The following is a 12,241-nucleotide window of genomic DNA, read 5'->3' as shown; positions in this document are numbered from 1 at the left end:
GACGCGGATCTGCAGGTGCCCGTAGGCCACCGCGCCCTCACCCGGGCCGGTGACGTCGATCTCGATCGGCTCGGCCACCTCGGTGTCGCGGGCGACCGTGACGATGGTCGCGCTGTCGAACGACGAATACGCCTGCGCGGCAACCCGGTCGGCGGGCACACCGCCTTGGCCGAGCCGCTCGTCGTCACGCCCGACCGTTTCCACGGTGACACCGGGCCGTTCACCCACGGTGATGGTTGCGCTACCCGAGGCGACCGCGGAGCCGTCGTGCAGACCGCGCAGGCGCTTCAACGGCGTGAACCGCCAGATTTCGTCGCGGCCGCCGGGCACTTCGAAGGCGTTCACGTCGAAGGAGGTGAAGATCTCGCCCTTGTTGAGTGCCGACCCGGCCGGTGTTCCCTCGATCGCAGTGGTCAACTCGCTCGCCCCGGTCACCCAACCGCGCCTTCCATCTGCAGCTCGATCAGCCGGTTGAGCTCCAGCGCATACTCCATCGGAAGCTCCTTGGCGATCGGCTCGACGAAGCCGCGCACCACCATCGCCATCGCCTCGTCCTCGGTCAGGCCGCGGCTCATCAGGTAGAACAGCTGATCCTCACTGACCTTCGACACGGTGGCCTCATGGCCCATCGTCACGTCGTCCTCGCGGATGTCGACGTACGGGTAGGTGTCGGAGCGGCTGATCGTATCGACAAGCAAGGCATCGCATTTCACGCTCGAGCGTGATCCGTGCGCGCCCTTGTTGACCTGGACCAGGCCACGATACGAGGCACGACCGCCGCCACGGGCGACGGACTTGGACACGATGTTGCTCGACGTGTTGGGTGCCAGGTGCAGCATCTTGGCGCCGGTGTCCTGGTGCTGCCCCTCGCCGGCGAACGCCACCGAGAGCACCTCGCCCCGGGCATGCTCACCGGTCATCCACACCGCGGGGTACTTCATGGTGACCTTGGAGCCGATGTTGCCGTCGACCCACTCCATGGTCGCGCCGGCCTCGGCCCGGGCTCGCTTGGTGACCAGGTTGTAGACGTTGCTCGACCAGTTCTGGATGGTCGTGTACCGGCAGCGCCCGCCCGCCTTGACGATGATCTCCACGACCGCCGAGTGCAGCGAGTCGCTCTTGTAGATCGGCGCCGTGCAGCCCTCGACGTAGTGCACGTAGGCACCCTCGTCGACGATGATCAGCGTGCGCTCGAACTGGCCCATGTTCTCGGTGTTGATCCGGAAGTAGGCCTGCAGCGGGATGTCGACATGCACGCCGGGCGGCACGTAGATGAAGGAGCCACCCGACCAGACGGCGGTGTTCAGCGCGGAGAACTTGTTGTCGCCGGCGGGGATCACGGTGCCGAAGTACTGCTTGAAGATCTCCGGATGCTCGCGCAGCGCAGTGTCCGTGTCGAGGAAGATGACGCCCTGAGCCTCCAGGTCCTCACGGATCTGGTGGTAGACGACCTCGGACTCGTACTGGGCCGCGACACCGGAGACCAGGCGCTGCTTCTCCGCCTCGGGGATGCCCAGCTTGTCGTAGGTGTTGCGGATGTCGTCGGGCAGGTCGTCCCACGTGGCGGCCTGCTTCTCCGTCGACCGCACGAAGTACTTGATGTTGTCGAAGTCGATGCCCTCGAGGTTGGAACCCCAGTTCGGCATCGGCTTCTTCTCGAAGGTGCGCAGCGCCTTGAGCCGGATGTCGAGCATCCACTGCGGCTCGTTCTTCTTCGCGGAGATGTCCCGAACCACCGCCTCGGACAGCCCGCGCTGCGCGCTGGCACCCGCGACGTCGGAGTCCACCCAGCCGTAGCCGTAGCGGCTCAGCGAAGCGATGGCCTCGTCTTGGCTGAGCGGCTCGCCGACCTTGTGGACCTCGGGTGTCGTCGTCATCTCGACGCTCCTTGCTTGTTAGTGGGGGCTGATTGAGCTGAAGCACTGATCTTTTCGACCAGCGGTACGTGCGTCGTACAGGCGAAGTCGCCGTTGACGATCGTGGCGAGCCTCTGCACGTGAGTTCCCAGAATCTCGGCGAAGGCCTCCCGCTCGGTCTCGCACAACTCGGGGAACTCCTCCGCGACGTGTGAGACCGGACAGTGGTGCTGACACAGCTGGATTCCGTGGATGGATCCGGCAGGTGTCACCGATGTCACAGTCGTCGCGTAGCCGGCCTTGGTCAGCGCGTCGGCGACCCGGTCGGCCTTAGATGCAACGTCATCGGGGCCGTCGGTTACTCCCGCCAGGATTCCGTCTATCCGGCGACGAGCGAACTTCCGTACGGCGTCGTCACCGCCGATCTCGCGGAGCTGGCGGATGGCGGCCACGGCCAGATCGTCGTAGGCGTGGCCGAGCTTGGCGCGCCCGGCCGCGGTGAGGCGGTAACGCTTCGCGGGCCTGCCCCGGCCGGTGTGCTGCCAGGCCGCCGCGGCGCTGGCCTGCGCATCTCCTGCCTCCATCAATGCGTCGAGGTGACGACGCACGCCTGCGGCCGAGATACCGAGCTGTTCGCCGATCTCACCGGCGGTGATCGGTCCGGATTCGAGCAGCAACTGCACGATCGCCCCACGGGTGTGGCGATCGGCTCCCGCCTCCGGACTGAATTTCACAACACTATTGTGACGGAATTCGGAAAGTGGTGTAAAGCAAGGGCACCCTTAGCGTGACAAGAGCCATAACATGGGCGGTTACGCTGCTGAGGTGGCAGCCCGCCTCCCCTCGTTCAGCACGTCGATCGCCCGTTGGCACGCCGACGAACGCCCCGTGGGTTCGCCCCTCAACGATGCCGAGGTCATCGCGCTGCGCCGGACGCGGCTCTTCGGGGCCACCGGCACCGTTCTGATGGCGATCGGCGCCCTGGGTGTCGGGGCCAGGCCGGTCGTGCAGGATCCGACGTTCGGCGTACGGCTGCTCAACCTGCCTTCGCGCATACAGACGGTGTCGTTGACCATGACCACCACTGGCGCGGTCATGATGGCGCTGGCCTGGCTGATGCTGGGGCGCTTCGCGCTCGGTGACCGGCGGATGTCGCGCAGCCAGCTGGACCGGCTGCTGTGGCTGTGGGTGTTGCCGCTGCTCCTCGCTCCGCCCATGTACAGCCGCGACGTGTACTCCTACCTCGCGCAGAGCGAGATCGGCATAAAGGGCCTTGATCCGTACCGGGTCGGCCCGGCCACCGGCCTGGGCCTGGACCACGTGTTCACGCTCTCGGTGCCCAACATGTGGCGCGAGACGCCCGCACCATACGGGCCGCTGTTCCTGTGGATCGGCCAGGGCATCTCCGCGTTGACCGGCGAGAACATCGTGGCCGCGGTGCTGTGTCACCGGCTGGTCGTGCTGCTCGGTGTGGGGCTGATCGTCTGGGCGACGCCGCGACTCGCGCGCCGCTGCGGTGTCGCCGAGGTGAGCGCGCTGTGGCTGGGGGCGGCCAACCCGCTGCTGATCATGCATCTGGTCGGCGGCATCCACAACGAGGCCCTGATGCTGGGCCTGATGCTCGCGGGCACCGAGTTCGCGCTGCGCGGCGTCAGCAGCATTTCAGCCGCCACCCCGCTGCTTCCCCGACCGCTGTCCTGGCCGCACGACCGCGAGCAGTGGGCGCGATGGTGGCCGATGGCGATGTTGTTGACCGGCGTCGTCTTGATCACCCTGTCGTCGCAGGTCAAACTGCCATCGCTGCTGGCGCTCGGCTTCGTGGCGATGGCACTGGCCTGCCGGTGGGGCGGGACTGTGAAGGCGTTTTTCCTGGCAGGCGGGTCGTTGACGGCCGTATCGGTCGTGGTGATAGCGCTGATCGGATGGGCCAGCGGCCTCGGGTTCGGCTGGCTCAACACGCTGGGCACCGCGAACGTCGTGCGCAGTTGGATGTCACTGCCCACCCTGTTGGCGCTGGGCACCGGGCAGGTCGGCATTCTGCTGGGGTTGGGCGACCACACCACCGCCGTCCTGGGCCTGACCCGTGCGATCGGCGTGTTCATCATCGCGATCCTGGTGACCTGGCTCCTGTTGTCGGTGCTGCGCGGGCGCCTGCATCCGGTGGGCGGGCTCGGCGTCGCGCTCGGCATGACCGTGCTGCTGTTCCCGGTGGTCCAGCCCTGGTACGTGCTGTGGGCGGTGCTTCCCCTCGCGGCGTGGGCCACCCGGCCGGCGTTCCGCAGCACCACGATCGTCGTGACCCTGGCCGTCGGCATCTTCGGGCCGACCGCGAACGGCGACCGGTTCACGGTCTTCCAGATCCTGCTCGCGACCGCGGCGAGCACCGTGATCGTCGCCGCGCTGATCCTGCTGACCTACAACCGGTTGCCCTGGCGCAGCGTCACGAGCCCGCCGCACGAGCAACCGCCGCCACCGCCGCCCCAACCGGTGCGGCCCGACGCCTACGCTGAGTCCCCGTGACCCACTCTGGATCCGGGGCGTCCCCGGCGGCCCCCGTGCGCCTGAGCGGAGTCACCAAGCGGTACGGGTCGACGGTCGCGGTGTCCGAACTCGATCTCGAGGTGCAGGCCGCCGAGGTCTTCGCGCTTCTCGGGCCGAACGGCGCAGGTAAGACCACGACCGTCGAGATGTGCGAAGGCTTCATCAGGCCCGACTCCGGAACCATCAGGATTCTCGGGCTGGACCCGTTCGGCGACAACGCCCGGTTGCGTGAACGCATCGGCGTCATGCTGCAGGGCGGCGGCGGATACCCGGCCGCCCGCGCAGGCGAGATGCTCAACCTCGTCGCCTCCTACGCGGCCAACCCACTCGATCCCGCCTGGCTGATGGACACTCTCGGGCTGACCGAGGCGGCGCGTACGACGTACCGACGGCTGTCCGGCGGGCAGCAGCAGCGGCTGGCGCTGGCGTGCGCGGTGGTCGGCCGCCCGGAGCTGGTGTTCCTCGACGAGCCCACCGCAGGCATGGACGCACATGCGCGAATCGTGGTGTGGGAGTTGATCGATGGACTGCGGCGCGACGGCGTGACCGTGGTGCTGACGACCCATCAGCTCACCGAGGCCGAGGAGCTGGCCGACCGCATCATGATCATCGACCACGGCGTTCCGGTCGCCACCGGGACGCCCGAGGAGCTGATGCGCAGCGGCGCCGAGAACCAGCTGCGGTTCCGCGCCCCGCGCAAGCTCGACCTGTCGCTGCTCGTGTCCGCGCTGCCGGAGACCTATAGGGCGACAGAGACCGCGCCCGGCGAATACCTGGTCGAGGGTGCGATCAACCCGCAGGTGCTGGCGACGGTGACGGCCTGGTGCGCGCGTCTCGACGTCTTGGCCACCGACATGCGGGTCGAACAACGGAGCCTCGAGGACGTGTTCCTCGACCTGACCGGGCGGGAGTTGCGGTCGTGACGACGAATCGCTTTGCGCCGGGCACCTTCTCACCCGATCCGGGACCGGCCACCGTGCAGAAGATGCTCGCCGCGCAGTTCGGCCTGGAGCTGCGGCTGCTGCTGCGCAACGGCGAACAGCTGCTGCTGACGATGTTCATCCCGATCACGTTGCTGGTGGGGCTGACGCTTCTCCCCCTCGGCTCGTTCGGCGAGAACCGAGCCGCCACCTTCGTCCCCGCGATCATGGCGCTGGCGGTGATCTCGACGGCCTTCACCGGGCAGGCGATCGCGGTGGCGTTCGACCGCCGCTACGGCGCGCTGAAACGGCTTGGCGCCACGGCGCTTCCGGTGTGGGGCATCATCGCGGGCAAGTCGCTGGCGGTGGTCGCGGTCGTGTTCCTGCAGTCGATCGTGTTGGGCGGCATCGGGTTCGCGCTGGGCTGGCGGCCGCACCTCGCGGGCCTGGCACTCGGCGCGGTGATCATCGCATTGGGCACGGCGGGCTTCGCCGCGCTGGGCCTGCTGCTGGGCGGCACGCTTCGCGCCGAGATCGTGCTCGCGTTGGCCAACCTGCTGTGGTTCGTCTTCGCGGGGCTCGGGGCGCTGACACTCGAGGGCGGCATGGTGCCCTCTGGGGCGCAGTGGGTGGCCCGGCTGACGCCGTCGGGCGCCCTCACCGAAGCGCTGACCCAAGCGATGACGTTGTCAGTGGACTGGTTCGGCATCCTGGTCCTCGCGGTGTGGGGTGCCGTCGCCGCGTTGTGCGCGCTGCGCTGGTTCCGGTTCACCTAGGTCTCGCCCTCCCACACCCGCTACTACGGCTTGTAGTTGCACTGCTCTACGATCGAGACCGTGCGACGTGCCTTCATGCGGCTGGTCGATCTGCCGCCGCTGCCCAGCCTCCGGACCCAGCGCGTCATCGCCTTCCTCGTCATCCTGACCCAGGGCGGTATCGCGGTGACGGGCGCGATCGTCCGCGTCACCGCGTCGGGACTGGGGTGCCCGACGTGGCCGCAGTGCTTCCCGGGCAGCTTCACGCCGGTCCCGGTCGCCGAAGTGCCGGTCGTGCACCAGGCTGTCGAGTTCGGCAACCGCATGGTCACCTTTCTGGTCGTGCTCACCGCGGCGGCCGCGGTGCTGGCCGTGACCCGGGCCCGCCGCCGGCGCGAAGTCCTGGTTTACGCGTGGTTGATGCCGGCGTCGACGGTGGTCCAGGCGGTCATCGGCGGCATCACGGTGCTGACCGGTCTGCTGTGGTGGACGGTCGCGGTCCACCTGCTGGCGTCGATGACAATGGTCTGGCTGTCTGTGCTGTTGTTCGTCAAGATCGGCGAGCCCGACGACGGGGTGCCCGTCCGGCGGGCGCCGAAAGCACTGCGACAACTGGCGCTGCTCAGCGCCATGGCGCTGTCCGCCGTGCTGGTGACGGGCACCCTGGTGACGGGCGCGGGCCCGCATGCCGGTGACAAGAGCGTCGACCGCACGATTCCGCGGCTGGAGGTAGAGATCACCACGCTGGTGCACACGCACTCGGCGTTGATGGTGGCCTACCTGTCGCTGCTAATCGGCCTCGGGTTCGGCCTGCTGGCGGTGCGCGCACCCCGCCCCGTCCTGCTACGGCTGGGCGTTCTCGTCGTCCTGGTAGTGGCCCAGGGGCTGGTCGGCACGGTGCAGTTCTTCACCGGTGTGCCCGCCGCGTTGGTGGCGGTGCATGTCGCGGGTGCCGCGGCCTGTACCGCCGGGACCGCCGCGCTATGGGCGTCGATGCGAGAGCGGGCCGAGCCCGAACCGTTCGAGGGCTGACTCGACGGCGAGGACGAACGCGCGCTGCTGGCGCTCGCGTGTCGATTCGTCCAGTTGCATCCAGCCCAGCGAGGGCTCGACGAGCTCGACCTCGAGCACCCGCGGATCGCTGCGCCCGCCGATGACGTCCACCCGCGCGTAAAGCAGCTCTTCGGTCGTCAGGTCCAGATGCGCTGAGGCCGCCGCCAGCGCCGCGTGCCCAACGTCCCACGCCTCGAAATCGGGGTCAGCGGTGCTCAACGTCTCTTCGGCGTAGGTGCCCGACTCGTCGAACGGCGGCGCCTGGCCGGGCTGCTGCAGAATCGGCCGCTTCGTGAAGGCGTGCGACTGGGCGCCGCCGATGAAGACCAGCGCGGTCTCGCCGTCCCCGATGCGCGGGTCGTAGGGCTGCACCAGCACGGTGCGGCCCGCCTCTAGTAACTGTGCGGCGTGCTGCCGTGCGTCGTCGCGGTCCGAAAAACGCAGCGTGTCAACAGATCCGACACCGACGGCGGGTTTGACCACGACTTCGTCGCTGTTCGGCAGTCGCACCACCTCCCCCGGTTCGAAGAATCGGCTCGGCACGATCGGCACGCCGGCCGCGGCCAGGTCGGCCAGATAGCGCTTGTCGGTGTTCCACGGCACGACGCGGGCCGGGTTGAGCAGATTACGGACCCGCCGCGCCCATTCGAGGAAATCGTCGAGCCGGTCGATGTAGTCCCACGTCGCCCGCAGGATCACCAGATCCGCCTCCAGCGTCGCGGGGTCGTCCCAGGACAGCCAGCGTGCATGCAACCCGTGCTTACCCAGCGCCGCGACCAGTCCGGCGTCGTCGCCGTCACCCTCCGGCAGCGCCGGGCATCCGGCCAACACGATGCGCGGATGGAACAGGTTGGGCCGCGCGAGCTTCATAGTTGGCACGATAGAGCTATGCATGCCATCGAAGTCGCCGAGACCGGCGGACCCGAAGTCCTCACCTACGTCGAGAAGCCGCAGCCGACTCCGGGCCCCGGCGAGGTGCTCATCAAGGCCGAGGCCATCGGCGTGAACTTCCTCGACACGTACTTTCGGTCCGGTCAGTATCCGCGGGAAACGCCGTTCGTCGTCGGCAACGAGGTGTGCGGGACCGTGGAGGCGATCGGCGAAGATGTCGCCGCGTTGAAGGTCGGCGACCGCGTGGTCACCGCTCAGGCCAACGGGGCCTATGCCGAATACAACGTCGCTCCAGCCGATTTCGTGGCATACGTACCCGACGGCGTGAGCCCCGAGGCGGCCGCCGCATCTCTGCTCAAGGGCATGACCGCGCACTACCTGATCAAGTCGCTTTACCCGGTGCAGCAGGGCGACTCCGTGCTGGTGCACGCGGGCGCGGGCGGCGTCGGGCTGATCCTCACGCAGTGGGCGACCAGTATGGCGGTACGGGTGATCACTACGGTGTCGACTCCGGAGAAGGCCGAATTGTCGCGCCAGGCGGGCGCGGTGCGAGTGCTCGACTACCCGACCGACGCCGCGGCGTTCGGCGCCGAGATCAAGGAGATGACCGAGGGCGGCGTCGCCGCCGTGTACGACGGCGTCGGGGCCGCCACCTTCGAGGCCAGCCTGGCCAGCCTGCGGGTGCGGGGCACGCTGGCGTTGTTCGGCGCGTCGAGCGGGCCGGTTCCGCCGTTCGATCCACAGCGCCTGAACGCGGCGGGCTCGCTGTTCCTCACCCGGCCGACCCTGGTGCACTACACCCGCACGGCCGACGAATTCGCCTGGCGTGCGGGCGAACTTCTCGACGCGATCGCCCAGGGCACGCTGACGATCACGGTCAGCGAGCGGTACCGCCTCGCCGATGCCGAGCAGGCACACCGGGACCTGCAGGGACGCAAGACCGTCGGCTCGGTGGTGTTGGTGCCCTAGTAGGGGCTAGAAGACCGTGGGCAGCGCCAGCACCGAGTCGATGGCGAGGGCCAGGAACACGACGGCCAGGTAGTTGTTCGACTGCAGGAACAACCGCAGCGGCTTGACCGCCTCGCCGCGGCGCACACCGTTGTAGAGCTGGTGCGCCATCACCAGGAACCATCCGCCGGCCAGCAGCGCCACGGCGGTGTACAACCAGCCGGTGACGGGAGTGAGCGCCAGGGTCGCGGCCACCGTCAGCCACGTGTAGATCAGGATCTGCTTGGTGACCTGACGTTCGGTGGCGACCGCCGGCAGCATCGGGACGCCCGCGGCGCGGTAGTCCTCCTTGTAGCGCATCGCCAGCGCCCAGGTGTGCGGCGGCGTCCAGAAGAAGATGATCGCGAACATGACCACTGCGGGCCAGGCGATGGTTCCGGTGACCGCTGACCAGCCGATCATCACCGGCATGCAGCCGGCCGCGCCGCCCCACACCACGTTCTGCGAGGTGCGGCGCTTGAGCAGCAGCGTGTAGACCAGCACGTAGAAAGCGATCGTCGCGCCCGCGAGATGGGCCGACAGCATGTTCGTCGTCCACCACAGCCAGAAGAACGAACCGACGGACAGGGCCAGCCCGAAGATCAGCGCGTGGCTGCGCGGGACGGTGGCCCGCGCCAGCGGCCTGCGCTCGGTGCGCTTCATCACCTTGTCGATGTCGGCGTCGGCGACGCAGTTCAGCGCGTTCGCACCCGCCGCCGCCAATAGCCCGCCGACCAGGGTGTTCATGATGAGCAGCGGGTCGACGGAGCCGCGGCTGGCCAGCAGCATGGCCGGGATCGTGGTGACCAGAAGCAGTTCGATGACACGCGGCTTCGTCAGTGAGACGTAACCGAAAATGGTGTCGCGGATCCGCGTCCGGAGCGGCCCCGACGGCGACATCCGCTCCCCGCCGACGAGGTGGCCGTCGTCGCGAACTCTCACGCAGTTGCTCCTGTCGAAATGGTCCCAGCGTGGGCGCTTCTACTACAGACGATGGTAGACCGCAGGGCAACGCCGACCTAATCCCGCCCGGCATCTCCCACCGAGCGGCCTGCATTGGACGACCATCCCGCACTAGGGTGGATGAACGTGCAGCTGAGAAGAGCTCTACGCCAACCAGGAGTGCGCCTGTGACCACACTCGAAGAAATTTCCGCGCTGACCCGCCCGAACCACCCCGACGACTGGACCGAGGTGGACTCGCTGGCGGTCGACACCGTCCGGGTGCTGGCGGCGGACGCGGTACAGAAGGTCGGCAACGGCCACCCCGGAACCGCGATGAGCCTGGCGCCGTTGGCCTACACGCTCTTCCAGCGCCAGATGCGCCATGACCCCAGCGATGTGCACTGGCTCGGCCGGGACCGCTTCGTGCTGTCCGCCGGGCATTCCAGCCTCACGCTCTACATCCAGCTCTATCTCGGCGGCTTCGGTCTCGAGCTCTCCGACATCGAGTCGTTGCGGACGTTCAAGTCCAAGACTCCCGGCCATCCGGAGTTCCGCCACACCGACGGCGTGGAGATCACCACCGGTCCGCTCGGGCAGGGCCTCGCATCCGCGGTCGGCATGGCGATGGCCTCGCGCTACGAGCGCGGATTGTTCGACCCCGACACCCCGTGGGGTGAGAGCCCCTTCGACCACTACATCTATGTGATCGCCTCCGACGGCGACATCGAAGAGGGCATCACCAGCGAGGCGTCCTCGTTGGCGGGCACCCAGCAACTCGGCAACCTCATCGTGTTCTACGACAAGAACCAGATCTCGATCGAACACGACACCAATATCGCACTGTCCGAAGACGTCGCGGCCCGCTACCGCGCCTACGGCTGGCACGTGCAGGAGGTCGAGGGCGGCGAGAACGTTGTCGGTATCGAGCAGGCCATCGCCGAGGCGAAGAAGGTCACCGACAAGCCGTCATTCATCGCGCTCCGGACGATCATCGGCTATCCGGCGCCTAACAAGATGAACACCGGCGGCGTGCACGGATCGGCGCTCGGCGAGGAGGAGGTCGCGGCCACCAAGAAGATCCTCGGCTTCGACCCCGACAAGACCTTCGAGGTGCGCCCCGAGGTCATCGAGCACACCCGCAAACTCGTCGAACGCGGCAAGGAGGCACACGCCAAGTGGCAGACCGACTTTGACGCCTGGGCCGAGCGTGAGCCCGAGCGCAAGGAGCTGCTGGACCGATTGCTGGCCCAGAAGCTGCCCGACGGCTGGGATTCCGACCTGACCTACTGGGAGCCGGGCTCCAAGCCGCTGGCGACCCGCGCCGCATTCGGTCAGGTGCTCAACGACGTCGCACCCAAGCTGCCCGAGTTGTGGGGTGGTTCAGCAGATCTCGCCGGTAGCAACAACACCACGATCAAGGGCGTGAAGTCGTTTGGCCCGCCGTCCATTTCGACCTCTGACTTCACGGCGGACTGGTACGGCCGGGTGCTGCACTTCGGGGTCCGCGAGCACGCGATGGGCGCCATCCTGTCCGGCATCGTGCTGCACGGCCCGACCCGGGCGTTCGGCGGCACGTTCCTGCAGTTCTCTGACTACATGCGGCCCGCGGTGCGCCTCGCGTCGCTGATGGACATCGACACCATCTACATCTGGACGCACGACTCCATCGGGCTCGGTGAGGACGGTCCGACGCATCAGCCGATCGAGCACCTCGCGGCGCTGCGCGCGATCCCGAACCTGTCCGTGGTTCGTCCCGGCGACCCGAACGAGACGGCGTACGCCTGGCGCAGCATCATCGCCCGCGGCAACGGCAGCGGTCCGGTCGGTTTCATCCTGACGCGTCAGGGCATTCCGGTGCTGGAGGGCACCGACGCCGACGGCGTGGCACGCGGCGGGTACGTGCTCGGCGGCGGCAACCCCGACGACGACGCGGACGTGATCATCATCGCCACGGGTTCGGAACTGCAGCTGGCGGTGGAGGCCAGGAAGCAGTTGGCGGAGAAGGACATCACGGCATACGTGGTGTCTATGCCGTGTGTGGAGTGGTTCGAGTCGCAGCCGCAGGAGTATCGCGATTCGGTTCTGCCGCCCCGCGTTTCGGCGCGTGTCGCGGTGGAGGCGGCAGTCGCGCAGAGCTGGTACAAGCTCGTCGGCGACACCGGCGAGATCGTCTCGATCGAGCACTACGGCGAGTCCGCCGATGACAAGACGTTGTTCCGCGAGTTCGGGTTCACGCCCGAAGCCGTAGTGGCCGCCGCGGAGCGATCGATAGACAACTAGTGATCGAAACGCCT

General features: G+C 67.9%; 10 protein-coding genes and 1 pseudogene. 6 read left to right on the top strand and 5 right to left on the bottom strand.

Annotated features, from left to right (window positions below):
- From A5650_RS21430 to A5650_RS21420, 3 genes and pseudogenes are all read right to left on the bottom strand, one after another.
- Window positions 1-435 (bottom strand): annotated as a pseudogene (locus A5650_RS21430) (Fe-S cluster assembly protein SufD); the annotation flags it as partial.
- Window positions 432-1,877, bottom strand: coding sequence for a Fe-S cluster assembly protein SufB (gene sufB, locus A5650_RS21425; protein WP_067296393.1), 1,446 nt, complete (start codon window positions 1,875-1,877; stop codon window positions 432-434). The pseudogene A5650_RS21430 and the gene sufB, both read right to left, overlap by 4 nt.
- A complete protein-coding gene (locus A5650_RS21420; RefSeq protein WP_067296385.1) occupies window positions 1,874-2,590 on the bottom strand; it encodes a helix-turn-helix transcriptional regulator in 717 nt (238 codons plus the stop codon). The genes sufB and A5650_RS21420 overlap by 4 nt, the downstream gene beginning before the upstream one ends.
- A gap of 70 nt (window positions 2,591-2,660) precedes the next feature.
- Here A5650_RS21420 and mptB point away from each other — a divergent pair, with 70 nt between their 5' ends.
- The 4 genes from mptB (at window position 2,661) to A5650_RS21400 (ending at window position 7,104) form a co-directional block, all read left to right on the top strand.
- Window positions 2,661-4,376, top strand: coding sequence for a polyprenol phosphomannose-dependent alpha 1,6 mannosyltransferase MptB (gene mptB, locus A5650_RS21415; protein WP_156744251.1), 1,716 nt, complete (start codon window positions 2,661-2,663; stop codon window positions 4,374-4,376).
- A 35-nt stretch (window positions 4,377-4,411) separates the two neighbouring features.
- A complete protein-coding gene (locus tag A5650_RS21410; protein ID WP_067296383.1) occupies window positions 4,412-5,320 on the top strand; it encodes an ABC transporter ATP-binding protein in 909 nt (302 codons plus the stop codon).
- Complete coding sequence (locus A5650_RS21405; protein WP_067296381.1) at window positions 5,317-6,093, top strand: ABC transporter permease; 777 nt, start codon at window positions 5,317-5,319, stop codon at window positions 6,091-6,093. The genes A5650_RS21410 and A5650_RS21405 overlap by 4 nt, the downstream gene beginning before the upstream one ends.
- 75 nt (window positions 6,094-6,168) lie before the next feature.
- Entirely contained in the window at window positions 6,169-7,104 is a 936-nt protein-coding gene (locus A5650_RS21400) for a COX15/CtaA family protein (RefSeq protein ID WP_067296378.1), read from the top strand.
- Here A5650_RS21400 and A5650_RS21395 read toward each other — a convergent pair.
- On the bottom strand, window positions 7,054-7,995 hold the full coding sequence (locus tag A5650_RS21395) for an ATP-grasp domain-containing protein (RefSeq protein WP_067296375.1): 942 nt from the start codon (window positions 7,993-7,995) through the stop codon (window positions 7,054-7,056). The genes A5650_RS21400 and A5650_RS21395 overlap by 51 nt on opposite strands.
- A gap of 18 nt (window positions 7,996-8,013) precedes the next feature.
- Between A5650_RS21395 and A5650_RS21390 the strand changes: the two genes are divergently transcribed.
- Entirely contained in the window at window positions 8,014-8,985 is a 972-nt protein-coding gene (locus tag A5650_RS21390; protein WP_067296373.1) for a quinone oxidoreductase family protein, read from the top strand.
- 6 nt (window positions 8,986-8,991) lie between these two features.
- Here the strand turns inward: A5650_RS21390 and A5650_RS21385 are convergent, their stop codons facing one another.
- Window positions 8,992-9,903 carry a heme o synthase gene (locus A5650_RS21385; protein ID WP_082950879.1) on the bottom strand — a complete coding sequence of 304 codons (912 nt, stop codon included), beginning with the start codon at window positions 9,901-9,903 and terminating at the stop codon, window positions 8,992-8,994.
- 230 nt (window positions 9,904-10,133) lie between these two features.
- Here A5650_RS21385 and tkt point away from each other — a divergent pair, with 230 nt between their 5' ends.
- Window positions 10,134-12,227 carry a transketolase gene (tkt, locus tag A5650_RS21380; protein ID WP_067296368.1) on the top strand — a complete coding sequence of 698 codons (2,094 nt, stop codon included), beginning with the start codon at window positions 10,134-10,136 and terminating at the stop codon, window positions 12,225-12,227.
- Window positions 12,228-12,241: the final 14 nt, after the last annotated feature.

It is taken from the genome of Mycobacterium sp. 1164985.4 (assembly GCF_001668575.1).
Taxonomy (GTDB): domain Bacteria; phylum Actinomycetota; class Actinomycetes; order Mycobacteriales; family Mycobacteriaceae; genus Mycobacterium.
This window is presented reverse-complemented; position numbering and strand designations above follow the sequence as displayed.

What these genes read in the sequence shown, in the direction of transcription:
- A5650_RS21385 (WP_082950879.1), bottom strand. Translation starts at nt 9,903, where the DNA reads ATGTCGCCGTCGGGGCCGCTCCGGACGCGGATCCGCGACACCATTTTC.
- A5650_RS21400 (WP_067296378.1), top strand. Translation starts at nt 6,169, where the DNA reads ATGCGGCTGGTCGATCTGCCGCCGCTGCCCAGCCTCCGGACCCAGCGC.
- mptB (WP_156744251.1), top strand. Translation starts at nt 2,661, where the DNA reads ATGGGCGGTTACGCTGCTGAGGTGGCAGCCCGCCTCCCCTCGTTCAGC.
- A5650_RS21395 (WP_067296375.1), bottom strand. Translation starts at nt 7,995, where the DNA reads ATGAAGCTCGCGCGGCCCAACCTGTTCCATCCGCGCATCGTGTTGGCC.
- sufB (WP_067296393.1), bottom strand. Translation starts at nt 1,877, where the DNA reads ATGACGACGACACCCGAGGTCCACAAGGTCGGCGAGCCGCTCAGCCAA.
- A5650_RS21390 (WP_067296373.1), top strand. Translation starts at nt 8,014, where the DNA reads ATGCATGCCATCGAAGTCGCCGAGACCGGCGGACCCGAAGTCCTCACC.